Annotated in this window: 22 protein-coding genes; 5 read left to right on the top strand and 17 right to left on the bottom strand. The window is 60.6% G+C overall.

The features are described 5' to 3' along the window. Positions 1-4: 4 nt before the first annotated feature. From V6Z53_RS04210 to V6Z53_RS04190, 5 genes are all read left to right on the top strand, one after another. Positions 5-277 carry a twin-arginine translocase TatA/TatE family subunit gene (locus V6Z53_RS04210; protein WP_218439040.1) on the top strand — a complete coding sequence of 91 codons (273 nt, stop codon included), beginning with the start codon at positions 5-7 and terminating at the stop codon, positions 275-277. 10 nt (positions 278-287) lie between these two features. Continuing rightward, complete coding sequence (gene tatB, locus V6Z53_RS04205; protein ID WP_338584284.1) at positions 288-740, top strand: Sec-independent protein translocase protein TatB; 453 nt, start codon at positions 288-290, stop codon at positions 738-740. Then, positions 737-1,531: a twin-arginine translocase subunit TatC gene (gene tatC / locus V6Z53_RS04200; RefSeq protein ID WP_085725460.1), complete on the top strand. Its 795-nt coding sequence runs from the start codon at positions 737-739 to the stop codon at positions 1,529-1,531. Before tatB ends, tatC begins: the two co-directional genes overlap by 4 nt. Further along, positions 1,528-2,235, top strand: coding sequence for a 16S rRNA (uracil(1498)-N(3))-methyltransferase (locus V6Z53_RS04195; protein WP_338584283.1), 708 nt, complete (start codon positions 1,528-1,530; stop codon positions 2,233-2,235). The genes tatC and V6Z53_RS04195 overlap by 4 nt, the downstream gene beginning before the upstream one ends. A gap of 98 nt (positions 2,236-2,333) precedes the next feature. Further along, entirely contained in the window at positions 2,334-4,250 is a 1,917-nt protein-coding gene (locus tag V6Z53_RS04190; protein WP_338584282.1) for a methyl-accepting chemotaxis protein, read from the top strand. Between the two features lie 144 nt (positions 4,251-4,394). On the opposite strand, the gene mdoH is transcribed toward V6Z53_RS04190, so the two are convergent. The 17 genes from mdoH to hutC all read right to left on the bottom strand — a co-directional run bounded on the left by mdoH (position 4,395) and on the right by hutC (position 26,145). Beyond that, positions 4,395-6,965 carry a glucans biosynthesis glucosyltransferase MdoH gene (gene mdoH, locus V6Z53_RS04185; RefSeq protein ID WP_338584281.1) on the bottom strand — a complete coding sequence of 857 codons (2,571 nt, stop codon included), beginning with the start codon at positions 6,963-6,965 and terminating at the stop codon, positions 4,395-4,397. Further along, positions 6,958-8,772, bottom strand: a complete 1,815-nt coding sequence (locus V6Z53_RS04180) for a glucan biosynthesis protein G (RefSeq protein ID WP_338584280.1) — start codon at positions 8,770-8,772, stop codon at positions 6,958-6,960. The genes mdoH and V6Z53_RS04180 overlap by 8 nt, the downstream gene beginning before the upstream one ends. Positions 8,773-9,093: 321 nt before the next feature. Then, positions 9,094-9,531 (bottom strand): D-aminoacyl-tRNA deacylase, encoded by a 438-nt coding sequence (dtd, locus tag V6Z53_RS04175; protein WP_056852236.1) that lies wholly within the window; start codon positions 9,529-9,531, stop codon positions 9,094-9,096. After that, positions 9,528-10,499, bottom strand: a complete 972-nt coding sequence (gene pip, locus V6Z53_RS04170; RefSeq protein ID WP_338584279.1) for a prolyl aminopeptidase — start codon at positions 10,497-10,499, stop codon at positions 9,528-9,530. The genes dtd and pip overlap by 4 nt, the downstream gene beginning before the upstream one ends. Positions 10,500-10,603: 104 nt before the next feature. After that, positions 10,604-11,521 carry an alpha/beta hydrolase gene (locus V6Z53_RS04165; protein ID WP_338584278.1) on the bottom strand — a complete coding sequence of 306 codons (918 nt, stop codon included), beginning with the start codon at positions 11,519-11,521 and terminating at the stop codon, positions 10,604-10,606. 143 nt (positions 11,522-11,664) lie between these two features. Next, positions 11,665-12,612, bottom strand: coding sequence for a choline ABC transporter substrate-binding protein (locus tag V6Z53_RS04160; RefSeq protein WP_338584277.1), 948 nt, complete (start codon positions 12,610-12,612; stop codon positions 11,665-11,667). A gap of 259 nt (positions 12,613-12,871) precedes the next feature. Then, positions 12,872-13,675 carry an N-formylglutamate deformylase gene (hutG, locus tag V6Z53_RS04155; protein ID WP_338584276.1) on the bottom strand — a complete coding sequence of 268 codons (804 nt, stop codon included), beginning with the start codon at positions 13,673-13,675 and terminating at the stop codon, positions 12,872-12,874. A 10-nt stretch (positions 13,676-13,685) separates the two neighbouring features. Further along, positions 13,686-14,891 (bottom strand): imidazolonepropionase, encoded by a 1,206-nt coding sequence (gene hutI, locus V6Z53_RS04150; RefSeq protein ID WP_338584275.1) that lies wholly within the window; start codon positions 14,889-14,891, stop codon positions 13,686-13,688. A 128-nt stretch (positions 14,892-15,019) separates the two neighbouring features. After that, on the bottom strand, positions 15,020-16,558 hold the full coding sequence (gene hutH / locus V6Z53_RS04145; protein WP_338584274.1) for a histidine ammonia-lyase: 1,539 nt from the start codon (positions 16,556-16,558) through the stop codon (positions 15,020-15,022). A gap of 111 nt (positions 16,559-16,669) precedes the next feature. Then, a complete protein-coding gene (gene hutH / locus V6Z53_RS04140) occupies positions 16,670-18,193 on the bottom strand; it encodes a histidine ammonia-lyase (RefSeq protein WP_338584273.1) in 1,524 nt (507 codons plus the stop codon). Between the two features lie 133 nt (positions 18,194-18,326). Continuing rightward, positions 18,327-19,157, bottom strand: coding sequence for a glycine betaine/L-proline ABC transporter ATP-binding protein (locus V6Z53_RS04135; RefSeq protein ID WP_338584272.1), 831 nt, complete (start codon positions 19,155-19,157; stop codon positions 18,327-18,329). Next, the gene (locus V6Z53_RS04130; protein WP_338584271.1) at positions 19,154-20,005 is read right to left on the bottom strand and encodes a proline/glycine betaine ABC transporter permease; all 852 of its coding nucleotides are present in this window, start codon (positions 20,003-20,005) and stop codon (positions 19,154-19,156) included. The genes V6Z53_RS04135 and V6Z53_RS04130 overlap by 4 nt, the downstream gene beginning before the upstream one ends. Positions 20,006-20,075: 70 nt before the next feature. Continuing rightward, positions 20,076-21,044 carry an ABC transporter substrate-binding protein gene (locus tag V6Z53_RS04125; RefSeq protein ID WP_338584270.1) on the bottom strand — a complete coding sequence of 323 codons (969 nt, stop codon included), beginning with the start codon at positions 21,042-21,044 and terminating at the stop codon, positions 20,076-20,078. Between the two features lie 69 nt (positions 21,045-21,113). Next, on the bottom strand, positions 21,114-22,586 hold the full coding sequence (locus V6Z53_RS04120; RefSeq protein ID WP_338584269.1) for a cytosine permease: 1,473 nt from the start codon (positions 22,584-22,586) through the stop codon (positions 21,114-21,116). A gap of 147 nt (positions 22,587-22,733) precedes the next feature. Then, the gene (hutU, locus tag V6Z53_RS04115) at positions 22,734-24,401 is read right to left on the bottom strand and encodes a urocanate hydratase (RefSeq protein WP_338584268.1); all 1,668 of its coding nucleotides are present in this window, start codon (positions 24,399-24,401) and stop codon (positions 22,734-22,736) included. A 467-nt stretch (positions 24,402-24,868) separates the two neighbouring features. Beyond that, positions 24,869-25,438 carry a HutD family protein gene (locus V6Z53_RS04110; RefSeq protein WP_338584267.1) on the bottom strand — a complete coding sequence of 190 codons (570 nt, stop codon included), beginning with the start codon at positions 25,436-25,438 and terminating at the stop codon, positions 24,869-24,871. Beyond that, positions 25,435-26,145: a histidine utilization repressor gene (gene hutC, locus V6Z53_RS04105; protein WP_173677901.1), complete on the bottom strand. Its 711-nt coding sequence runs from the start codon at positions 26,143-26,145 to the stop codon at positions 25,435-25,437. The genes V6Z53_RS04110 and hutC overlap by 4 nt, the downstream gene beginning before the upstream one ends. Positions 26,146-26,187 lie beyond the last annotated feature (42 nt).

The following is a 26,187-nucleotide window of genomic DNA, read 5'->3' as shown; positions in this document are numbered from 1 at the left end:
CAACATGGGCATTTTTGACTGGAAACACTGGATCGTCATCCTGGTTGTTGTCGTGCTGGTATTCGGCACCAAGAAACTGAAAAACCTTGGCACCGACGTCGGCGAATCGATCAAGGGCTTCAAGAAAGCCATGAACGACGACGAAAAACCGGCCGACCCGACTGCGACCCCGGCCCAACCGGTGCCACCGGTCCAGCCGCAGGCCTCTGTAAACCAGCCGCACACCATCGACGTGCAGGCGCAGAAAGTTGAAGAGCCGATCCGCAAAGACGTGTGAGCACTGACTAATGTTTGGTATCAGCTTCTCTGAACTGCTGCTCGTCGGCCTCGTCGCCCTGCTGGTGCTGGGCCCCGAGCGCTTGCCGGGCGCTGCGCGCACCGCCGGCCTGTGGGTCGGGCGTTTGAAGCGCAGCTTCAACGCGATCAAACAGGAAGTTGAACGTGAAATCGGTGCCGACGAAATTCGTCGGCAACTGCACAACGAACACATCCTGTCGCTTGAGCAGGAGGCGCGGAAGATCTTCACGCCGATCCAGCAGGAGCCGACGCCGGTTGAGCATGTGGGAGCGCAGACGATTAATGCACCTGCCGCTACTGTCGCAACAACACCTGCACCTGCCGTAGCGGCTACGGAGCCAGCGCCCGTTGTGGCAGCAACTCCGGTTGAACCCGTTGCTCCAGCCGCCGCGCCGACCACGCCAGCGCCCAATGACACCACTTTGCCGGCGCGAGCCCCATGAGCGATCTCCCTGAAAACGACCAGCACATGCCGCTGGTTTCGCACCTCACCGAGTTGCGTACCCGACTGCTGCGCTGCGTAGCGGCGATCTTCATCATTTTTGCCGGGTTGTTCGCTTTCACCCAGCAGATCTACACCTTCGTCTCGACGCCGTTGCGCGCGTACCTGCCGGCCGGGGCGACGATGATCGCCACCGACGTTTCGTCGCCGTTCCTGACGCCGTTGAAGCTGACGATGATGGTCTCGCTGTTCCTGGCGATCCCGGTGATCCTGCATCAGATCTGGGGTTTCATCGCGCCTGGCCTGTACAAGCATGAAAAGCGCATCGCAGTGCCTTTGCTGTGCTCTAGCATCGTGCTGTTTTACGCGGGCATGGCGTTCGCCTATTTCCTGGTGTTCCCGCTGATCTTCAAGTTCTTCGCCGCCGCCACCCCGGCCGGTGTGGAAATGATGACCGACATCACCAGCTACCTCGATTTCGTCATGACGCTGTTTTTCGCCTTCGGCGTAGCGTTCGAGATTCCGGTGGCCGTGGTACTGCTAGTGTGGATCGGCGTGGTCGACGTCAAATACCTGAAGAAAATCCGCCCGTACGTGATCATCGGCTGCTTCGTGGTCGGCATGATCCTGACCCCGCCGGACATCTTCTCGCAGACCCTGCTGGCCGTGCCGATGTGGTTACTGTTCGAAATCGGCATCCTGTTCGGCAGCCTGATCAGCAAACGTGGCGAGCACCCGGACGACCAACCGGCTGACGATCACAACGACCAGCCGCCAGCGACCCAAGCGTGAACCTGCTGCTCCTCGAAGAGGCCGATTTCATTGCGGCCGACCGGGTAATCCTGCGTGATCGCCGGTTGACGCACATGCAGGAAGTCCACCGCTGTGAAGTCGGCGACAGCATGCGCGTCGGCCGGATTGGCGGGTTGATGGGCGCGGCCGAGGTGCTGCGCCTGGACGCCGCTGAAGCCGAGTTGCGCGTCACCCTCGATCAACCACCGCCAGCCAAGCTGCCACTGACCCTGGTGCTAGCCCTGCCACGGCCCAAAATGCTCCGCAGGGTGTTCCAGACCGTGGCGGCCATGGGTGTGCCGCGCGTCGTGCTGGTGAACAGCTATCGCGTCGAGAAGAGCTTCTGGCAAACCCCGTTCCTTGAGCCGGAAGCCATTCGCGAGCAACTGATCCTCGGTCTCGAACAGGCCCGGGACAGCGTGCTGCCGGAAGTGGTGATCGAGAAGCGCTTCAAGCCCTTCGTCGAAGATCGCCTGCCTGCCATCACTGAGGGCACCCTCGGTCTCGTTGGCCATCCGGGCAATTACGCGCCCTGCCCCCGCGCGCTGAGCGAACCGGTGACCCTGGCGATCGGCCCCGAGGGTGGCTGGATTCCTTACGAAATCGATTTGCTCGGCAAATCCGGCCTGCAACCGGTGCAGCTTGGCGAGCGCATCCTGCGCGTCGAAACCGCCGTTACCGCGCTGTTGGCTCGACTCTTCTAAACCGTTCCTATCCGCTTGTCAGACCGCACCTATAGATTGCCTGCCCACAGCCGATACAACTCCCATAAAACCAATGTGTGGTCCGAGGGAGTTTCAGCATGTACCAATGGCTGGCCGATAAGCTGGGAAACGTAGGTGTAAACCGCAAACTGGGCGTCGGTTTCGGTCTGGTGTTGCTGCTGACATTGCTGATCACCGTCACAGGCTGGACCGGCCTGAGCGATGTAACCAGCCGCGGCGATAAACTGGGATTCATTTCCGAGATCAACGGGCTGACCAAAGACCTGCGCATCGCCCGCCTGGACTACGAAATGCGTCGCGGCGAACAAGGCCCCGGTGCGGTCAACGACCTGTTGGGCAAGCTCGACACTGGTTTGCAAGCCGCTCGCCAGATGCTCGAGCAGCCCGCCGACGTGGCCAAGATCGACCAGCAACTGGCCGCCGTAAGCCAGTACAGGCAAGCGTTCGCCGCCATGATCCAGGCCGGTGCCAACCGTGAAGATGCGCGCAGCAAACTGGGCGCCACCGCCGACAATGCCGTGGCCAAGGTCGCTGAAGTCGAAAAATCCATGCTGCAAGGCGACAGCGTGACCGCGTTCAACAGCGTGATCGACCTGAGCAAACTGCTTCAGCAAGCGCGCTTCCAGGTGCGTGGCTACACTTACAGCGGCAAAAGCGAGGCCGAACAACCGGCCCTCGACGCGATCGACAACGCCCTGAAAAACCTCGAAAGCCTGCCGGCCAAACTGCCTGAAGAACACATTGCCAACCTGCAACAGGCGTCCGACTCGCTCAAAGCCTACCGCGCTGCGGTCAGCCAGTACCGCGATTCCCAGGTCGCCAGTGCCGAAGCCCTCAAACGCATGGCCGCCCAAGGTGAAATCCTGCTCGACGTCAGCAACAAGCTCACCGTCTCGCAAACCCTCGTGCGCGATACCGACGTGGCGCACGCCAAGAACATGCTGTTGCTCGCCACTGGCCTTGCGCTGATCTTCGGTCTATTCGCCGCATGGGCCATCACCCGGCAGATCGTGATCCCGTTGAACCAGACTCTTAAAGTGGCCGAGCGCATTGCCGCCGGCGACCTGACCCACAACCTGACCTCCATACGCCAGGACGAATTGGGTCAGCTGCAACGTGCCATTCAGAGCATGACCCAGGGCCTGCGCGAACTGATTGGCGGCATCAGCGATGGCGTCACGCAAATCGCCAGCGCCGCCGAAGAGCTGTCGGCCGTCACCGAACAGACCAGCGCCGGGGTCAACAGCCAGAAGGTCGAGACCGACCAGGTGGCCACCGCCATGAACGAAATGACCGCGACCGTGCAGGAAGTCGCGCGCAACGCGGAAGAGGCCTCCGAAGCCGCAGTCGCCGCCGATCAGCAGGCCCGCGAGGGCGACAAAGTGGTCGGCGAAGCCATCGCCCAGATCGAGCGTCTGGCCAAGGAAGTCGGCAACTCCACCGAAGCCATGGGCGAACTCAAGCGCGAAAGCGACAAGATCGGCAGCGTCCTCGACGTGATCAAGTCCGTGGCCCAGCAAACCAACCTGTTGGCGCTCAATGCCGCGATCGAAGCGGCCCGTGCCGGTGAAGCCGGGCGCGGTTTTGCCGTGGTCGCCGATGAAGTTCGCAGCCTGGCGCAGCGCACGCAGAAGTCCACGGAAGAGATCGAAGAGCTGATCGTCGGCCTGCAAAACGGCACCCAGCAGGTCGCGACCATCATGGACAACAGCCGCAGCCTGACCGACAGCAGCGTCGAACTGACCCGCCGCGCCGGTGACTCACTGGCAAGCATCACCCGTACCGTCTCGGCGATCCAGGCGATGAACCAGCAGATCGCCGCCGCAGCCGAACAACAAAGCGCCGTGGCTGAAGAGATCAACCGTAGCGTGCTGAATGTGCGGGATGTGTCGGACCAGACGTCGGCAGCGAGTGAAGAAACAGCGGCATCCAGCGTTGAGCTGGCGCGGTTGGGGACGCATTTGCAGATGTTGGTGGGCAAGTTCAGGGTTTGAGGTGATGCGAGGGCCTCCGTTCGCTTGGGACCGAGGCGATGCTATCGCGAGCAGGCTCGCTCCTACAGGATCAGCACTGTCGGCAGTATCCATCCAAGGATTAATCCAATGCATAAAAAAACCCGCTTTCGCGGGTTTTTTTCATTACGCCATCTGAGGCTGCACACTCAACGGCTTGAGCGGCAACAGCGGTGCATGGGGGTCGGCATTGACCGACCTGCGCCATGCGCCCAGCCACTCAGCATGCCCTTCGCTCCAGACCTGCTCATGCAAGCGGGCCAGTGCCACCGGATCGCTCAGCAGTTGCACACGCTCGTTGTTGGTCAGGCCTTCAGGGCCGACCTTCATGGCGTGCCGCACCCGCTCCACCCGCAGCCATTCAATCGGCTCGGCCTGATTGTGACGGGAGGTCGCCAGCGAGCACGCCAGGGCGTTCTGCTGTGGATCGACCACCGAACGGACGAAGCCGTCGTTCAATGCGTGGTAACGGTTTTCGTGGGTGTACTGGTCAGTGGCCAGCAATGCCTGTGGCGGATTGTATTCCTCAGGAATGAGGAACAGGCTCTCGTCACGGGACTTCAGGCCCAGACCCACACGGCTGGAGATCACCGATACCGGGATCGACAGCATCAACGAACCGACGATCGGCACCAGCCACCACAGGAAGCTCGGGTTCAGCCAGATCACCAGCAAGGCCCAGAAGAAGCCCAGCAAGGTCTGCGGACCGTGGCGCTTGACCGCTTCGCTCCACGGCGTGGAGTCGTCATCACGTTGCGGCGAGTTCCAGGTCGCGGCCCAGCCAAGGAACGCGGCGAGGACGAAACGGGTGTGGAAGATCATCCGCACCGGCGCCAGCAGCATGGAGAACAACATCTCCAGCAGCATCGACAGCGTCACCTTGAACTTGCCACCGAACTCCTTCGCGCCCTTGGCCCAGATCAGGATGATGCTCAACAGTTTCGGCAGGAACAGCAGCACGATCGTCGTCGAGAACAGCGCGATCGCCTTGTCCGGGTGCCATTGTGGCCACAACGGATAGAGCTGGCGCGGTTCGAGGAAGTACTGCGGCTCCATCAGCGTGTTGACCGCCAGCAGCGCCGTCGACAGCACGAGGAAGAAGAACCACAGCGGCGCCGACAGGTAAGACATCACGCCGGTCAGGAACACCGCGCGGTGTACCGGGTGCATGCCCTTGACCAGGAACAGGCGGAAGTTCATCAGGTTGCCGTGGCACCAGCGACGGTCACGCTTGAGTTCGTCCAGCAGGTTCGGCGGCAGTTCTTCGTAGCTGCCCGGCAAGTCGTAGGCAATCCACACGCCCCAACCGGCACGACGCATCAGCGCAGCTTCAACGAAGTCGTGGGACAGGATCGCACCCGCGAACGCGCCTTTACCGGGCAACGGCGCCAGGGCGCAGTGCTCGATGAACGGCTTCATGCGGATGATCGCGTTGTGGCCCCAGTAGTGCGATTCGCCCAACTGCCAGAAGTGCAGACCGGCGGTGAACAGCGGACCGTACACACGGGTGGCGAACTGCTGCATGCGCGCATACAGGGTGTCCATGCCCGACGCACGCGGCGCGGTCTGGATGATCCCGGCGTCCGGCGTGGCTTCCATCAAGCGCACCAGACTGGTCAGGCACTCGCCGCTCATTACGGAGTCGGCGTCGAGTACGACCATGTACTTGTAGTCACCGCCCCAGCGACGGCAGAAGTCGTCGAGGTTGCCGCTTTTACGTTTTACGCGACGACGACGGCGGCGATAGAAGATCTTGCCGAAGCCACCGGCTTCGCGGCAGACGTCCAGCCAGGCCTGTTGCTCGGCAACGCAGATGTCGGCGTCGTTACTGTCGCTGAGGACGAAGAAGTCGAAGCGATCCAGGTCACCCGTGGCCGCGACCGATTCGAACGTTGCGCGCAGACCGGCGAATACACGCGGCACGTCTTCGTTGCAGATCGGCATCACCAGTGCGGTGCGCGCGTCTTTCGGAATCGGCTCATTACCGGCGCTTTTACCGGAGATACGGTATTTGTCGTGACCGGTGAGCAACTCAAGGAAACCCATCAGCGCGGTCCAGAAACCCGCCGAGACCCAGCAAAACAGAATCCCGAACAGGATCAGGATGCTGGTTTGCAACGCATACGGCAGTACTTGCGTGGCGGTTTGCAGCAACGGCTGGTGCAGGACTTCTTCGAGGTCGACGAACGACCAGCCCTGGTACGGCATGATGCCTTTCATGTACCAGCCGGCAACGATGGTCTGACCGAGCATCAACACCAGCAATATGTAGCGACGGATCGAACCGACGGTGCGCCAGCGCGCAGCCGGCAGGACATTTTCATCCTTCGGCGGCTGGGGCGGATTGGTGCGACCGGTCAGGCGACGCCAGCCGCGCACCAGAATGTTGGTGCGCCATGGCTCCGGCACGACTTTGGTCCGACGAATCGGAGGCGTGGCCTTGAGGCAGACCCGACCGCTGGCGTCCAGCGCCAGCATTTCGGCGTCCTGCAATTCTTCGGCGGTGCTCAGGGTCAGGCGCTTGCCGACAGAAGCCTGGGCGGCCTCGGTCGGGGCGTCGAACGTCGAAGACGACAGGCGTTCGTGCAGTTCGCTGAAGGACTGGCAGCCCGCGAGTTCCGCGCGCTGCTGGTCGGTCATCGGCAGATGCGCCAGATACTCGGAAAGAGTCTCTGGCTGTACTTGAGAATTACTCATCGGCAGGCAACTGGTAGCTCCAGGTCTCGGTCAGGACTTCTTCAGTCGGCGCCGATTCCGGTGTGGCTGGGGCCGCGTCGGCAGCAGCAGGCTGCTTGGCGTCATTGTTGTTCGCCTTGTCCTTGGCATCTGCAACCGGCTTGGCTTCGGCCTTGTTGGCCTCGGCGGCCTTCGCGTCCTTCTCCACTTTCTCGGCTTGCTTGGCAGCGACTTTGTCGGCCTTGGCAACGGAAGAGGTGGACGCTGGAATCGAAGTCTTCAGGTCGGCAGGCATGATGTTCTGCACCAGGGCCGCACGCATCTCGGTGGACTTGCCGGCGTCCTTGATCTTCATGCGCAGGGTCAGGCGCCAGCCCTTGGTTTCAGGGTTGTAGCGCACGCTGTTCTCGACCAGTTCGGCGTTGTCGCCGACGCTGACCTGGCTGCGCACATCGGTGTCCGGTGGCAATGCCGCCAGGGACGGACCTTCGAAGTCCACCAGGTAGGCAACGCTGCCGTCCGGCTGACGAATCAGGTTGGACTGTTTGACGTCACCGGTGGACTTCAGTGTCTGGCTGACCCAGGCGCTGTCCGGTGCGTGCAACGCGGCTTCGTCCATGGTCCAGTGCATGCGATAAGCGAAGTCCAGCGGCTGGCCTGGCTCAGGCATCGTTTCCGGGCTCCAGAAAGCCACGATATTGTCGTTGGTTTCGTCGGCGGTCGGAATCTCTACCAGATCGACGGAGCCCTTGCCCCAGTCGCCTTTCGGTTCGATCCAGGCGCTTGGGCGCTTGTCGTAACGGTCATCGAGGTCTTCGTAGTGGCTGAAGTCACGGCCACGTTGCAGCAAGCCGAAACCACGCGGGTTCTCGACCGAGAAGTTGCTCACGGCGAGGTGTTTCGGGTTGTTCAGCGGGCGCCAGATCCACTCGCCGTTACCGGCATGGATCGCCAGGCCGCTGGAGTCGTGCAGCTCGCGACGGTAGTTCAGGACTTTCGACGGCTGGTTGGCGCCGAACAGGAACATGCTGGTCAGTGGTGCGATACCCAGTTTGCCGACCTTGTCACGCAGGAACATCTGCGCCTTGACGTCGACTATGGTGTCGCTGCCCGGACGCAGGGTCAGGCGATAGGCGCCGGTCGCACGTGGCGAATCCAGCAGCGCAAAGATCACCAGGTGCTTGTCGCCCGTTTTTGGCTGCTGAATCCAGAACTCGCGAAAACGCGGAAACTCTTCGCCGGACGGCAATGCGGTATCGATCGCCATGCCGCGAGCAGACAAACCGTAGACGTGGCCCTTGCCGACAACGCGGAAATAACTCGCGCCGAGCATGGTCATGATTTCGTCTTGCTTGTCAGCCTTGTTGACCGGATACAGCACACGGAAACCGGCGTAACCCAGTTGTTCGGTGGCTTTAGGATCGAACTTGAGGTCGCCGAAATCGAAACGACTCGGGTCGTATTTGATCTCTTCGACGGTGTTCGCTGTGATTTCGTTGATTTTAACCGGCGTATCGAAGTGCATGCCCTGGTGATAGAACGACAGCTTGAACGGGGTTTTCTGATCAGCCCACTCGGCTTTTTCCGTCAGAAAACGAATTTTCTGATAGTCCGCGAATTTCATCTCGCGGAATTCGGTCGGCAAGTTACTGCGCGGCGCTTCGTACTTCTGACCGGCCAGCTCTTTTGCCTTGACCGACACATCATCCAGATTGAATGCCCAAAGCTGGCCGGCGCTGAGCAGGCAGAGCAATGCCGAACCTGCTACCAGAGCGCTACGAAACCGTTTGGCAGACAATTTTGGTGCGTTACAGGGACTAACAATCACGAGCAACCCTCGCCGAAAACAGATCAAAAAACCAACGGCCAGTTAAAGGGTCTGCACGGTGCGCGGCATGAAAAAGCCGACCTTGCAGACCACTCTTGCCAAGTTGGCGAGCATTGTTCCGACTCCGCTGGGGCGAAATGATTCCCCAATCGGATCCGTACAAGTCTCTACCTAAGTCAAAATGGACCAACGAACGCTGATCCCCGTAGCGCGCGATTATCTAGTAGGCCGCGTTACAACGCATCAGGGGTAACAAAGTATTTATCGGTAAAAACGCCTGTTTTCAGTCGAAAAGCGCTTAAAAAGATGTTTCAAGCGCTTTCAGGTCTGTAACAGGAAGGTTACCGGGCCATCATTGACCAGGTGCACCTGCATATCCGCGCCGAATCTACCTGATGCCACAGTGCCATGCACCTGTTTCGCTTTGCCTAATAGATAGTCGAACAGCTCCTCACCCAAGGCCGGAGGCGCCGCGGTCGAAAAACTCGGGCGCAACCCGCTTTTGGTGTCGGCGGCCAGGGTGAACTGCGAGACCAGCAGCAACCCGCCGCCTACATCCGCCAGGGACAGATTCATCTTGCCCTCGGCGTCACTGAACACTCGATAGTTAAGCAGCTTATTGAGAAGTTTGTCGGCGCTGGCCCGCGTGTCGTCGGGCTCAACGGCCACCAGCACCAGCAATCCCTGATCGATGGCGCCGACCACCTCTCCCGCTACCTCCACTCGCGCGCCTCGCACGCGTTGCAGCAGGCCCTTCATGCTTCGTCGGGAGCCAGATCGAGCAGACGTCGTGCCATCTGATCAGCGGCACGCACCAGTGCATCGGTGATGCCCGGTTCGGAAGCGGCATGGCCGGCGTCGCGAATGACTTGCAGCTCGCTGTTCGGCCAGGCCTGGTGCAGTTCCCAAGCGTTGTCCAGCGGGCAGATCACGTCGTAGCGACCATGGACGATCACGCCCGGCAAGTGAGCGATCTTGCCCATGTCGCGAATCAACTGGTTCGGTTCAAGGAATGCGTTGTTGCTGAAATAGTGGCATTCGATGCGGGCGATGGACAACGCGCGCTGAGGCTCGGAGAAGCGATCAACCACCAACGGATTCGGGCGCAGGGTCGCGGTGCGACCTTCCCACAAGGACCAGGCCTTGGCCGCGTGCATCTGGGCGATCTGATCGTTGCCCACCAGGCGTTTATGGAATGCTGTCAGCAGGTCGTCGCGCTCTTCCAGCGGAATCGGTGCGATGTAGTCCTGCCAGTAATCCGGGAACAGACGGCTGGCACCCGCCTGATAGAACCATTCGATTTCCTGCGGACGGCAGAGAAAGATCCCGCGCACGATCAGGCCGTGCACACGCTCCGGGTGGGTTTGCGCGTAGGCCAGCGCCAGGGTCGAACCCCACGAGCCGCCGAACAGCACCCACTTGTCGATACCCAGGTGCTGGCGAATCTTCTCGAGGTCGGCGACCAGATCCCAGGTGGTGTTGTTTTCCAGGCTGGCGTGAGGCGTGGAGCGACCGCAACCGCGCTGGTCGAAAGTGACAATCCGGTACAAGTTGGGATCGAAGTAGCAACGACTCTGGGCATCACAACCGGCACCGGGGCCGCCGTGGATGAACACCACCGGCAAACCTTCCGGTGAACCGCTTTCGTCGACATACAGCGTGTGAGTTTCGTCGACGGCCAGATCGTGCCGGGCGTGGGGTTTGATCTGCGGGTACAAAGTCTGCATTGCGCGCTCCGTAAGGGGTCGAGGTCATCCCTGGGGGGACTTCTATTATTCTGCCGTTGGGCATCATAAACCCGATTTACGTCAATGAGCATGCCCTTGCAGGGTCAGAGTTTTTCCGCGAGATACCTGAGCAGCGTTTCGTACAACGCATCCACCTCGTCAGCCTGCCCCCGCGCCCGTAAACAACCATGAATCAGTCCGTTGCCGTAATACAGCGACGCGGTCACACCGGCGGCGTTCAACCGTTCGGCGTATAGCACGCCGTCATCACGCAGCGGGTCGAATTGCGCAACGGCAATCCATGCCGGTGGCAGTCCGCTGAAATCCGCTGCGAGCAACGGCATCGCATAGGCGCCCGGTTTTGCCGTGCCGCGCAAATACAACGCGTGATAGCAATCCACATCACTGCTGCTGAGCAATGGCGCATCAACGCATTCACTGCGCGACGCTAACCGTTGATCGCCCCCCAACCCCGGATAGATCAGCACCTGCGCAGCCGGCAACGGCTCACCCGCGTCGCGCAACGCCAGACATAGCGCCGCAGCAAGATTGCCGCCTGCACTGTCACCTGCCACCAGTGTGCGTTCGGGATCGATTCGAAACGGACCGGTGCGCAGAGCACGCCAGACACTGAGACAGTCATCGAACGCCGCCGGAAACGGATGCTCCGGCGCCAGACGATAATCGACAGCGATCACCAACACGCCCAGTGTCGAGGCCAGCTCGGCGCAAATGAAGTCATGGGAATCCAAGTCGCCAACCACCCACCCGCCGCCATGCAGATAAACGATGCACGGAACAGCCTCGGTCGACGATGAAGCCGGCGGCTGGTAAGACCGCACCGCCACACCGGCCAACTCGAAATCGACGACATACAGCCCGGCGGGACGTGGCGGGGTGAATGCCCGGCACATCTCGCTGTAGGCCTGGCGCAAGCCGCTCAGGCTGCTTTCGGTGGTGTTGAAACTCAGGGTTTTGTCGACGAACGCGGTCATCTGTTCAGAAAGCGGATAGTGAGCCATTAGCTTGAAACCTATAAGCCGACATTTCATTAGCCCAATTGCATGCACCTACGACAATCTTGTAGGAGCAAGGCTTGCCCGCGATGGCGATCTTGAGGCCGCCATCGCGGGCAAGCCTTGCTCCTACAAAGAAGCCGGTGCTGTCAGTTTTTCAGGCTGGCCTGAACGGTGGCCACGCCGTCCTTGCCATCAAAACTGCTGACACCGGCCAGCCAGCGCTGCAAATCCTCCGGATGGTCACGCAGCCATTTTTTGGCGACGTCCTGGGGCGTCTGGCGCTCCATGATTGGCACCATCAGCTGACTTTCCTGGGCGGCGGTGAAGGTCAGGTTCTCCAGCAGGCGATTGACGTTCGGGCACCGCTGGGCGTAATCCGGCGCGGTCACGGTGGAGACGGTCGCCGCCCCTTCGTTCGGCCCGTAGACGTCTTCGCTGCCGGTCAGATAGGCGATCTTCATGTTGATGTTCATCGGGTGCGGAGTCCAGCCGACGAACACCACGAACTCCTTGCGGTTCACCGCGCGCTGAACGGCAGCGAGCATGCCGGCCTCGCCAGACTCGATCAGTTTGAAGTCCTTCAGGCCGAAGTGATTGGTTTCGATCATGGTCTTGATCGTGGTGTTGGCGCCGCTGCCCGGCTCGATGCCGTAGATCTTGCCGCCGAGCTGGTTTTTGAATTTGGCGATGTCGGCGAAGGTTTTCAAACCCGCAGCCGCCACGTAGTCAGGAACCGCGAGAGTGGCCTGGGCGTCGGCCAGGCTTGGCTTGTCCAGGACCTTCACCTGATTGGCGGCCAGGAACGGCGCGATGTTCTTGTCCATCGCCGGTTTCCAGTAACCGAGGAAGATGTCCAGACGCTTGTCGCGAATGCCGGCGAAGATGATTTGCTGCACGGCGCTGGTCTGTTTGCTTTCATAGCCGAGGCCATTGAGCAGCACATCGGCCATGCCGCTGGTGGCAATCACGTCGGTCCAGTTGACCACACCCATGCGCACGGCTTTACAGGAGGCATCGTCAGCGGCCATGACTCCCGCGCTCAACAGAGCGGTGCCGCAGAAGATTGAGAGACAGCGGGTGAACAGTCTTTTCATCGGGATGAGTCTCGTGCGGCAGCGGATTATTGTGAGGCCGGTGTCTTTGTGCACCGTGGCCAGAACATTACGCAGCAGACGAGCGGTAAAAGCGAACTGTGGCGACCGTGATTTGCACAGTGGCGACTGTTCAATGTGGCGATGAGGTTTAACTGTGGGAGCGAGCCTGCTCGCGATGGTGGTGGATCAGTCGACATAGATGTGACAGGCAGACCGCTATCGCGAGCAGGCTCGCTCCCACAGGGTTATGCGCCAGACATTAGCGCTGGTAGTGTTTTTCGCCCCAAGCCAACAACCCTTGCAACAACTCCTTCAACACCACCCGCGTCGGCTCCGCCAGATCCGGCCGATAGCGAAACGGCTCGAACTCTTCCATATACGTGCACTGCCCCAACTCCAGTTGCACGGCATGGATGTTCTCGGCCGGATTGCCGTAGTTCCGGGTGATGTGGCCGCCCTTGAAGCGCCCGTTCAGCACATGGCTGTAATCCGGATGTCCGGCGCAGATCGCTTCCAGTTGAGTGGCAAGCTGTGGATCGCAACTGGCGCCGTTGAAGGTGCCGAGGTTGAAGTCCGGCAGCTTGCCGTCGAACAGATGCGGAATGATCGAGCGGATCGAGTGCGCATCGAACAGCAGCGCATAGCCGAACTCGGCCTTGAGGCGCGCCAGTTCGTTTTGCAGGGTGCTGTGGTACGGCGTCCAGACCTTTTCCAGATACGTCGCGCGTTCTTCTTTCGAAGGCTCCAGCCCTTCTCGGAACAACGGAATTCCGTCAAACAATGTCGCCGGATACAGGCCGGTGGTGGCGCCAACGTACAGCGGTTTGTCGTCAGACGGACGATTCAGGTCGATGACAAATCGCGAGTACTCGGCGGCCAGGGTGCTGGCGCCCAGTTCGGCGGCGAAGTCGTAAAGCTGCGGGATGTGCCAGTCGGTGTCCGGCAGGCTTTTCGCGTCGGGGATCAGCCCGGCTTCGACCGCAGGCGTCAGGCGCACACCGGCGTGCGGCATGCTGATCAGCAGCGGCACGCGGCCTTGTTTGAAGTTCAGAACCTTATCCACAACAGATCTCCTACAGACTCGTTTCGACGCCGTGGCGCACGACGCGTTTTTCCAGGTCGCCGCCCAGCCAGTAACACAGGTCGGCCGGACGATCGATTTGCCAGGCGACGAAGTCCGCAAACTTGCCCGGTTCAAGCGAACCGTGGGTGTCGGCCATGCCCAAAGCAGTAGCGGCATGAATCGTTGCGCCCGCCAGGCTTTCTTCCGGGGTCATGCGGAAACAGGTGCACGCCATGTTCAGCATCAGGCGCAACGACAGTGCTGGCGAGGTGCCGGGGTTGAGGTCGCTGGCGATGGCGATTTTCACGCCGTGTTTGCGCAGAGCGTCCATCGGCGGCAATTGGGTTTCGCGCAGGAAGTAGAAAGCGCCGGGCAACAGCACGGCGACAGTGCCGGATTCAGCCATGGCAATGGCGTCGTCTTCGGTCATGAATTCCAGGTGATCGGCGGACAATGCGTGGTAACGCGCTGCCAGACTCGAACCGTGCAGCGACGACAATTGCTCGGCGTGCAGTTTCACCGGCAAGCCCAGTTCCTGAGCGGTGATGAAGACGCGCTCGACCTGAGCAGGCGAGAACGCCAGGTATTCACAGAACGCATCCACCGCGTCGACCAACCCTTCGGCGGCCAGGGCCGGGAGCATGTCGGTGCAGATGTGATCGATGTAGTCGTCGGCGCGATCCTTGTACTCCGGCGGCAAGGCGTGAGCCGCCAGACAGGTGCTGCGCACGCTGACCGGCAGTTCGGTGCCGAGGCGGCGGGCCACGCGCAGCATCTTGCGTTCGTTGGCCAGGTCCAGACCGTAGCCGGATTTGATCTCGATGCTGGTGACGCCATCGCGCATCAGGCTTTTCAGGCGCCTGGCGGCGCTGGCGAACAACTCGTCTTCGCTGGCGGCGCGGGTGGCGCGTACGGTGCTGGCGATGCCGCCGCCGGCAGCGGCAATTTCCGCGTAGCTGACGCCTTGCAGACGCTGTTCGAATTCACCGCTGCGGTTACCGCCGAACACCGTGTGGGTGTGACAGTCGATCAGGCCCGGCGTGACCCAGGCCCCGTTCAAATCATTGACCGCCGGGTACTCGCCCGCCGGCAGTTCAGCGCGCGGGCCGATCCACTCTATGAGCGCACCGGACGTCACGATGGCCGCATCCTCGATGTTCGAGTAGACGCCTTGCGCCATGGTTGCGACGTGGCAGTGTTGCCAGAGGGTTTTCATCCCTTAGTCTCCACAATGATCGTTCCCACGCTCTGCGTGGGAATGCAGCCCGTGACGCTCTGCGTCACTGGACGCGGAGCGTCCCTAGAGGCATTCCCACGCAGAGCGTGGGAACGATCGGTTACAGGTTAAAGGCTTGGAAGCAACTTGGCCGGAACCAATTCAGTCAGGCAACGCGAAGCCAACAGTTCAGTCGCCGCATTGATGTCCGGCGCAAAGAACCGGTCCTTCTCATAAAACGGCACTTCTTTACGCAGGATGGCGCGAGCCTTTTCCAGCTTCGTCGACGTCTTCAGACCGTTGCGCAGGTCCAGACCCTGCACCGCCGCCAGCCATTCCACCGCGAGAATCCCGCGAGTGTTTTCCGCCATTTCCCACAGACGCTTGCCCGCTGCCGGAGCCATCGATACGTGGTCTTCCTGGTTGGCGGAGGTCGGCAGACTGTCCACCGAATGCGGATGGGACAGTGCCTTGTTCTCGCTGGCCAGTGCGGCAGCCGTCACCTGAGCGATCATGAAGCCGGAGTTCACGCCGCCGTTGGCCACCAGGAATGGCGGCAGTTGCGACATGTGCTTGTCCATCATCAGCGAGATGCGACGCTCGCTCAGGGAGCCGATTTCGGCGATGGCCAAAGCCATGTTGTCAGCGGCCATGGCCACCGGCTCAGCGTGGAAGTTACCGCCGGAAATCACGTCGCCTTCGGCAGCGAAAACCAACGGGTTATCGGAGACCGCGTTGGCTTCGACGGCCAGCACTTCGGCGGCCTGACGGAACTGAGTCAGGCAGGCGCCCATGACTTGCGGCTGGCAGCGCAGCGAGTACGGGTCCTGGACTTTTTCACAGTTCTCGTGGGAGTCGGACACTTCGCTGCGCTCGCCCAGCAGATCGCGGTAAGCGGCAGCGGCGTCGATCTGGCCTTTCTGGCCACGGGCAGCGTGGATGCGTGCGTCGAATGGCGAGCGCGAGCCCAATACCGCTTCAACGGTCAGGCCACCCAGCGCCAGGGCGCCGGCGAACAGGTCTTCGCCTTCGAACAGGCCACGCAGGGCAAACGCGGTGGATACTTGAGTGCCGTTGAGCAGCGCCAGGCCTTCTTTCGCGGCCAGGGTCAGCGGCGCCAGACCGGCGACTTTCAGCGCTTCGGTGGCTTCCATCCACTCGCCTTTGTAGCGCGCCTTGCCTTCGCCCAGCAGTACCAGCGACATGTGGGCCAGAGGCGCCAAGTCACCCGATGCACCGACCGAACCTTTCAGCGGGATGTGCGGGTATACCTCGGCGTTGATCAGGGCGATCAGCGCGTCGATCACCACGCGGCGGATGCCGGAGAATCCACGGCTCAGGCTGTTGACCTTGAGCACCATGACCAGGCGCACCAGCTCGTCGCTGATCGGCTGGCCGACGCCGGCGGCGTGGGACAGCACCAGCGAGCGCTGCAGGTTTTCCAGGTCTTCGCTGGCGATGCGGGTCGAGGCCAACAGACCAAAACCGGTGTTGATGCCGTAAGCGGTGCGGTTCTCGGCGAGGATTTGTTCCACGCAGGCAACACTGGCTTCGATCTGCGCCGAGGCGCTGTTGTCGAGGGTCAGTTTCACCGGTTGCTGATACACCTCACGCAGTTGGGCGAGGGTCAGTTGGCCAGGGATCAAATTAAGCGCAGTCACGTTCATTCTCCTTTTGAGAGTTTTTATTAACTAACCAGACGCTCCGGAGATGTCCGTTGTCCGTCGCTTCCCACCTTTTGGGGGGCTGGCGCCTTGGCACGCTGGCTTATGTAGAAATCAGTTCAGGTTCGGTAAAGCTTTGTGTAGCAAATTCGCTTCTTTCAACACGCCGGCAGCGGCGGCAATGTCCGGCGCCAGCCAACGATCCTGATCGTAAGCCGGAACCCGCTCACGCAGCAGACGCCAAGCAGTATCGGTGCCGGCGCCGAAGCGCTGCTCTTTCAAAAATTCAAACGCCTGGGCCGCCAACAGATACTCGATGGCGAGGATCTGCGTGCAGTTTTCCAAGGCGCGATGCAGCTTGAGCGCGGCATTGGTGCCCATGCTCAGGTGATCTTCCTGCAGGCCCGAAGTGACGTAGTTATCGAGCACTGCTGGTTGCGCCAACTGGCGGTTTTCCGCGCACAGCGAAGCGGCGACGTACTGCACGATCATCATCCCGGAGTTCACCCCCGGATTGGCCACCAAAAATGCCGGCAGACCGCTGACGTGCGGATTGATCAAACGGTCCAGACGACGCTCGGCGATGGAGCCGATTTCCGCCATGGCGATGGCCAGCAGGTCCGCCGCCAACGCCACGGATTGACCGTGCGGGTTGGCCTGGGAAACCACGCGGTAATTGTCCGCAGTGCCCAGCACCAGCGGGTTGTCGGTAGCGCCATTGAGCTCGGTTTCGATCTGCTTGATCGCGTGCACCAGTTGATCACGCGCGGCGCCGTGCACCTGCGGGATCGAGCGAATGCTCAGCGCATCCTGGGTGCGAATACCTTTGCTCTTTGCAATCACTTCACTGCCGTCGAGCATGGCGCGCAGGTTGATCCCGACCTGTTGCATGCCCGGGTGCGGCTTGAGTGCGATGATCTCGGCATCAAACGCGTCAATCTGCCCGCGCTGGGCTTCGAAGCTCATGGCGCCGATCACGTCGGCCCAGTGCAGCAGGCGCGTGGCGTCGGCGATGGCCAGGCAGCTCAGGCCGCTCATGCACGGCGTGCCGTTGACCAGGCACAAACCGTCTTTGGCGCCGAGCTTTACCGGATGCAGGCCTTCTTCAGCCAGCGCTTGCTGAGCCGAAACGATTTGCCCGCGATAGCTGACATTGCCCACACCCAGCAGCGCGATGCCGATGTGCGCCATGTGGGTGAGGTAACCCACCGAACCCTGGGACGGCACTTGCGGAGTGATGCCGCGGTTGAGCAGCGCCAGCAGCGCTTCAACCACCTGACGATGCAGGCCGGATTTGCCGTGGCTGTAGTTGACGACGGCGGCGCACATGATCGCGCGGGTCTGCTCGTTAGTCAGCGGCGCGCCGACGCCACAGGCGTGGCTGAGCAAGGTATTACGCGACAACTGGCTGAGTTGTTCGTCCTGCAGCGAGACGTTGCACAAGGCACCCAGGCCGGTGTTGATGCCGTAGGCGCGTTCGCCGCTGGAGACGATGCGCTGGACGATGGCCTGGGCGTTTTCGATGCGCGCCCAGATCGAGGTCGACAGCTCAAGTTGCGCGCCATCGCGGGCCACGGCGACCACGTCCTGCCAGGTGACCTGCGCTTGGGTGATAACGATTTTTTCAGCCTGGGACATCTTTGACCTCATCCAAATATTGATGCAGCTTTACTGACGCCTTCGCGAGCAAGCCCGCTCCCACAGAAAATCGCACTCCAAATGTGGGAGCGGGCTTGCTCGCGAAGAGGCCAGAACAAGCACCGCAAATCTCTTAAACCACCGCCGCCCGACGCTGCACGAACCGGTCGACATACTCATCCGCCGGCGAATGCAGGATCTCCCGTGGCGTGCCGACCTGGATCAGGCGGCCGTCCTTGAGAATCGCAATGCGGTTGCCGATGCGCACGGCCTCGTCGAGGTCGTGGGTGATGAAGACGATGGTCTTGTGCAGGGTCTTTTGCAGCTCCAGCAACTGGTCCTGCATCTCGGCGCGGATCAGCGGGTCGAGGGCGCTGAAGGCTTCGTCCATCAGGATGATGTCGGTGTCCGCCGCCAAGGCGCGGGCCAGGCCCACACGCTGACGCATGCCACCCGAGAGCTGATGCGGGTATTTGTTTTCGTAGCCCTTGAGGCCCACGGTGTTGATCCAGTGCAGCGCACGTTCGCTGCACATGGCTTTGCTTTCGCCACGGACTTTCAAACCGTAGGCAACGTTGTCCAGCACGCTCTTGTGCGGCAGCAGGCCGAAGCTCTGGAACACCATGCTGATCTTGCGTCGACGAAATTCGCGCAGGGCTTCCATGTCGTATTGCAGGATGTCCACGCCGTCCACCAGGATCGCGCCGCTGGTCGGGTCGATCAGGCGATTGAAGTGCCGTACCAGTGTCGATTTGCCGGAACCCGACAGGCCCATGATCACGAAGATCTCGCCACTGCCGATGCTCAGGGACAAGTCGTTCACACCGACCACGCAGCCAGTATCGTTCAGCACCTGCTCTTTGGTTTTGCCCTGGCCAACCATGGCCAGCGCTTCCTTGGAACGGTTGCCGAAAATCTTGAAGACGTTTTTGACTTCGATCTTGCTCACGGTTGCGTTGTTCATTTGCTCACCTCATGCCGTGGCCGACCATACGCCTGAGTAATGCGGTCGATCACCACAGCCAGAATCACGATCGCCAGACCGGCTTCGAGGCCACGTCCGACGTTGAGGGTCTGAATCCCCACCAGCACGTCTTCACCCAGGCCACGGGCACCGATCATCGAGGCAATTACTACCATCGACAGGGCCATCATGGTGGTCTGGTTGATCCCGGCCATGATGCTCGGCAGGGCCAACGGCAGCTGCACACCGAACAGTTGCTGCCAGCGATTGGCACCAAAGGCGTTGATCGCTTCCATCACTTCACCGTCGACCTGGCGGATGCCCAGATCGGTCAGGCGGATCAGCGGCGGTGCGGCGTAGATCACGGTGGCGAAAATCGCCGGGACCTTACCCAGACCGAACAGCATCAGCACCGGGATCAGGTACACGAAGCTCGGCATGGTCTGCATGATGTCCAGCAGCGGCATCAGCACCGAACGCAGGCGATTGCTGCGCGCCGAAAGGATGCCCAGCGGAATGCCGATGAGTACCGAAATGACCGTCGCCACCATCATCAGCGCGAGTGTCTGCATCAGCTTGTCCCAGAGGCCGACCGCGCCCACCAGGAACAACAAGCCGACGATCACGGCGGTGGTCACGACCTTGCGGGTCGCGTGCCAGGCCACGCCGGCGACGATGGCCAACATCAACCACCACGGTGCCGCACGCAGCAGGCTTTCGAGATTGACGATGGCCCACAACAGGGTGTCGGAGATGTGACGGAACACGTCGCCGTAGTTGGTGACCAGCGAATCGACCCAACCGTTGACCCAGTCGGCGATGGAAAAGGTAAAGCTTTCGGGAAACATAAGAGACTCTCAATCAAGGGGTTGCGATCAAGCATCCGACTGCCGTTGCCGACAGCCGGAGAAGCTCAACCTACAAGGCCGCGTCGATTTTCTTGGCTGCGTCTTCGCTCACCCATGCGTGCCAGACTTCAGGATGTTCCTTCAAGAAGATCTTGGCCAGTTTTGGCGACTCGATCCGCTCTTTGGTCATGCGGCCAAGGTTCTGGTTCAGGATGTCGATTGGCACATTGACCTTTTCCAGCACGGCGACCAGTTCTGGCGCTTCGTCGTGGAACGTCTTGGACAGACCGACCTTGATGGTCACGGTCTTGTTCACGCCTGGCTTCTCTTCGAGTTTCACCACATCGACCTGGCCCATCAGCGGCGTTGGCGACCAGTAGTAGAACAGGATCGGCTCGCCACGCTTGTAGCTCGACAGCACGGCGGCATCCAGCGCCGGGCCAGTGCCCGGGCGGAAGTTGGTGTAGGTGCTTTCCAGGCCGTAGCTTTTGAGCATTTCGCTGTTGTCCAGCTCACAGGTCCAGCCGGCCGGGCAGTTGTAGAAGCGGCCCTTGGATGGCTCTTCGGCGTCCTTGAACACGGCGGAGTATTTGCCCAGATCGGCAATGTTTTTCAGGTCCGGCGCTTTAGGTTCCAGCTTGCGCTTGGCGTCGCCTTCGATCACGTAGCGCGGCACGTACCAGCCTTCGATTGCGCCCACTACAGGTGCGCCAACGCCGACGACTTTGCCGGCCTTCTCGGCCTTGTTCCAGACTTCGCTACGGCCGACCCATTCTTCGGCAAACACTTGAATATCGTTGCTGCCCAGGGCGTTTTCCATGGTGATGGAGTTGCCCGGCAGGCTGTCAGTCTTGCAGTCGTAGCCTTTCTCCAGCACGACTTGCATCACGTCAGTCAGGAGCATGGCGCTTTCCCAGTTCAGGCCGGCGAATTTCACCGGTTTGCCCGACTCGCACCAACCCGCCGCCTGAGTGGCGCCGGCGCTGGCCAGCAGGCCCATGGAAAGCAAAGTGGTCAGCAGGGTCTTGTTCGATTTCATTGTATTGACGCTCCTAATCATGAATGGGCTTACGGCAGTCAAGAGGCATCCAGCCCTGTCCACGTCCAGTCAGGCCTGCGCCGCAGCGCGACCGGCCCCGCTTGTTTTTGGTTGTTCAACGCTGTCCTGCTCGACCGGCAGAATCAATTGATCGGGCACGCTGCCGTGCCATTTTTTTGCGCACACGTAATACACGACGGCAGGCAGTACCAAGCCGATGATCCAGGAAATATCCACATCACCCAGGGCCGCCACCATTGAACCGGTATAGAACTTGGTGGAGATGAACGGCAACTGCACCAGCACACCGAAAACATAGACGCTGATGCCGAGAAGGTTCCAACGACCGTAGCGACCGTTCGGATCGGCCAGTGCCGGTACGTCATAGCGCTCGCGGGTGATGCAGTAGTAGTCCACCAGGTTGATCGCGCTCCATGGCGTGAAGAACGCCAGCAAGAACAGGATGAAGGACTTGAACGCACCGAGGAACGAGTGCTGACCGAGCAACGCCATCAGGGTCGCGGCACCGACGATGACCAGCACGAAGACCAGACGCTGTAAGCGCGTTACCTTCAGGTCACCACGGAAACCGCTGATGATGGTCGCAATGCACATGAAGCTGCCGTAGGAGTTCAGCGTGGAGATGGTGACCTTGCCGAACGCAATGCTGAAATACAGCAGCGCGGCGGTGGCACCAGTACCGCCCAAACCAACGATGTAAGCCACTTCGTGCCCGGCGAACTGCCCATTGGCAGAAGCTGCAGCAAACACGCCGAGGACCATCGCCACTTGTGCGCCAATCACCGAACCTGCGCCAGCGGCGAAAAAGGTTTTCACCGAGGAAACCTTGCTCGGCAAATAACGCGAATAGTCAGCCACGTAAGGGCCGAAGGCGATCTGCCAGGATGCCGCGAGCGACACCGCGAGCAGGAAGCTGCTCCAGCTGAAGTGGCGGATTTGCAGGAGCGCGCCGACGTCTGTCTGGCTCATCAGGCGAGCGAACAGGTAAACGAAGGCAATCACACCAATGACACTGGCGATACGGCCGATCCAATGGATCACCCGATAACCCAGCACCGTGACCAGCACGATGACACTGGCGAAAATGAGGATGCCGACGCTGTCGCTAACGCCAAACAACTGGCCCAGCGCCTGGCCGGAAAGTACCGTGCCCGTTGCGGTGAAACCGAGGTACATCAGGCACACCAGCACGATCGGGATGGCCGCGCCATAAACGCCAAACTGCACGCGGCTGGAGATCATCTGTGGCAGGCCAAGCTTGGGACCTTGCGCGGCATGAAGCGCCATCACGCCACCGCCGAGCAGTTGCCCGATCAGCAAACCGATCAACGACCAGAACACATCACCGCCCAGCACCACGGCCAGGGCCCCAGTGACAATCGCGGTGATTTGCAGGTTGGCACCCATCCACAGGGTGAACTGGCTGAACAGACGACCGTGTCTTTCCGCTTCCGGGATGTAGTCAATCGAGCGCTTCTCGATCAACGGTTTGTTGCCTGCACGTTCGCTGTTAACAGCCATGGTTCAACCTCTGTGGATTGTTATTCTGGGTTGGTGTGATTCCCCTGTAGGAGCTGAGCTTGCTCGCGATGAGGCCGGCAAATTCAACATTTGCGTTGGCTGACACATCGCTATCGCGAGCAAGCTTTGCTCCTACAGGGGCAAGCATTACTTGCCGGTAATCATCGGCAGGTTCAGCCCTTGTTCCTTGGCGCAGTCGATCGCGATCTGGTAACCGGCATCGGCGTGACGCATAACGCCGGTCGCCGGGTCGTTGTGCAGAACGCGAGCGATACGCTCGGCCGCTTCGTCAGTACCGTCGCAGACGATCACCATGCCCGAGTGCTGGGAGAAGCCCATGCCGACGCCGCCGCCGTGGTGCAGGGAAACCCAGGTAGCGCCGCTTGCGGTGTTCAGCAAAGCGTTGAGCAGTGGCCAGTCGGACACGGCGTCGGAACCGTCCTGCATCGATTCGGTTTCACGGTTCGGGCTGGCGACCGAACCGGAGTCCAGGTGGTCGCGGCCGATCACGATTGGCGCCGACAACTCGCCGCTGCGAACCATTTCGTTGAACGCCAGGCCGAGCTTGGCGCGCAGACCCAGGCCAACCCAGCAGATACGCGCCGGCAGACCCTGGAAGCTGATGCGCTCGCGAGCCATGTCCAGCCAGTTGTGCAGGTGAGCGTCGTCCGGGATCAGCTCTTTGACTTTGGCGTCGGTCTTGTAGATGTCTTCAGCGTTGCCCGACAGTGCAGCCCAACGGAACGGGCCGATGCCACGGCAGAACAGCGGACGGATGTAAGCCGGCACGAAGCCTGGGAAGTCGAATGCGTTTTCCACGCCTTCTTCCTGGGCCATCTGACGGATGTTGTTGCCGTAGTCGAAGGTCGGCACGCCCATTTTCTGGAAGTCCAACATGGCTTTAACGTGCACGGCCATCGATTGCTTGGCGGCCTTGATTACAGCGGCCGGTTCAGTCTTGGCGCGTTCGCGGTACTGATCCCAGGTCCAGCCGGCCGGCAGGTAGCCGTTGAGCGGGTCGTGGGCGCTGGTCTGGTCGGTGACCATGTCCGGGCGTACGCCACGCTTGACCAGTTCCGGGAGGATTTCAGCCGCGTTGCCCAGCAGTGCGATGGAAATCGCTTTGCCTTCTTTGGTGTATTTGTCGATGCGGGCCAGCGCGTCGTCGAGGTCGGTGGCCTGCTCGTCGACATAGCGGCTTTTCAGGCGGAAATCGATGCTGATCTGCTGGCATTCGATGTTCAGCGAGCAAGCGCCGGCCAAGGTTGCAGCCAGAGGCTGAGCGCCACCCATGCCACCCAGGCCAGCGGTCAGTACCCACTTGCCTTTCAGGTCATCGTTGTAGTGTTGGCGACCGGCTTCGACGAAGGTTTCGTAGGTGCCTTGGACGATGCCCTGGCTGCCGATGTAGATCCAGCTGCCGGCGGTCATCTGGCCGTACATGGCCAGGCCTTTGGCGTCGAGTTCGTTGAAGTGTTCCCAGCTCGCCCAGTGTGGAACCAGGTTGGAGTTGGCGATAAGCACGCGTGGTGCATTGGTGTGAGTCTTGAACACGCCGACCGGCTTGCCGGATTGCACCAGCAGGGTCTCGTCGTCGTTCAGGTTGGTCAGGCTTTCAACGATCTTGTCGTAGCATTCCCAGTTACGTGCCGCACGACCGATGCCACCGTAAACCACCAGTTCTTTAGGGTTCTCGGCGACTTCCGGGTCGAGGTTGTTCATCAGCATGCGCAGCGGCGCTTCGGTCAGCCAGCTCTTGGCGGTCAGCTTGTTACCGCGGGCAGCGCGGATTTCAACGTCACGAAATTTAGTCACGAAAAGAACTCCTCAGCAATCAATCCAAAACCAACCCAGGCAGTGGGCGAGCAAGCCGATGGGCATCAGTGCACACCGGCGAATCAGTGGACGACGGTTGAGTCTTCGTGACTCATACGCATACGTCTTTACTTGTACATACAAGCATATGCAATCAAGCGGCCAACTTGTTGGATGGGCATTCAAGAAAAATTCTTAAACGGCTGGAGAGCGCCTGAAACAAGGGTTCTGGCGTAGATGAAATTTTTCGGAGGGATTTTGTGGAGGACGTGTGCGTTGTTACTTGAGCGGGGTTTTGCGCCACGCTGGGGCGTTCGGTAACAAAGTGGTGCGCTTTGGGGAACGATCTTTCTGTAGGAGCGAGCTTGCTCGCGATGGTCGTGAACGATGACGCGTAAAACCAGATGCCCAGCGGCGCCCTCTGGTTTTTCGCGAGCAAGCTCGCTCCTACAGGGAAGGATTTTGGATCAGCGTGCAGCCAGTTCAATCACGCAGCATGCGCCATTGATGGATACGTCCAGCAGATCGGTGTTACCGCCCAGTTGCAAACAATCATGCCGACCAAGCTGCGAAGCACTGTTACCGACTTTCACTTCCAGCGTTTCGCTGACACTAAACACCAACACTGTCCCCGCCGAGCTGAAGAACCGCTGCTCGCCACTCAACCACTGCAACCGCGCGTCATAACGCTGCGGCGCATAAATCAGATTGAAGTCGCGAATCGGACCGCCAAGCAACGTGCAGGAAACCTTGCTCTCACCACTGAAGGCAAACGGGTCCAGCGGCAGCAGTGACCGTGTGTTCTGACCGTCAACCGACAGGCTCATGCCATCACCCTGCAACACGGTGATGATTCGCTCATAACCGGCGAAGGTGGAAAACCCGCCCGACTCACCAATGTCGGCAATCGACAGGCGCCAGCCAAACCCATCCAGACCGGTGCCGGCGTCGCGGGTGATTTCTTCGGTGCTGCCGCCGCCGTTTTTCCACGGCATGCGTGGGTAATCTTTGGCGCGTAAAACTTTCAGACTGCTCATTTATGAAAGCGACCTTCCAGGCGATGACGGGAACCGGGGTGGATCAAGCGAGCGGCTGTCACCGGCTGACGCCCGGACCAGGTGCGGCGACGGATCAGCAGGCACGGCTCGCCCTTTTCAATCTGCAGCAATTTGCATTCGGACGACTCGGCGAGGATCGCCTCGACCACATGCTCGCCCTCGGTCAGCGGCGCGACCTGGTTCAGGTAGGCGTATGGCGTTTGCAGGGTGAAATCCTGCTTGAGGTAATCCGGTGCCACCAGCGCGTTGACGAAACGGTCTTCGATTTGCACCGGAATGTCATTTTCGAAATGCACGATCAGCGAGTGGAATACCTTCTGCCCTTCGCGCATGTCCAGGGCCAGGGCGCGCTCGGAGCCCGCGGCCTCTTCCTCAAGAGTGATGACCTTGCAGGTGTGGCGATGGCCGCGAGAGGCGATTTCGTCGGCGATGTTGTGCACTTCGAACAGGGCGGACTGGCTTTTCGGTTCAGCGACGAACGTGCCGACGCCTTGCATGCGCACAAGCAGGCCATCGGCGGTCATCTCGCGCAGGGCGCGGTTGATGGTCATGCGACTGAAGCCCAGTTGGCTGACCAGCTCGCTTTCCGACGGAACGCGGTAGTGCGGCGGCCAGTTTCCACTGTCGATTTGCTGGGTGATCATTTGTTTGACGCGGGCGTACAAGGGCGCCGGACTGTCGCCCATGTTCGCGGCCAACGGAGAGACTGGAGGCGGAGTCGGCACGGT

It is taken from the genome of Pseudomonas sp. MAG733B (assembly GCF_036884845.1).
Lineage (GTDB): Bacteria > Pseudomonadota > Gammaproteobacteria > Pseudomonadales > Pseudomonadaceae > Aquipseudomonas.
The sequence above is the reverse complement of the archived record's forward strand: the minus strand, read 5'-3'. Positions and strand labels throughout refer to the sequence as shown.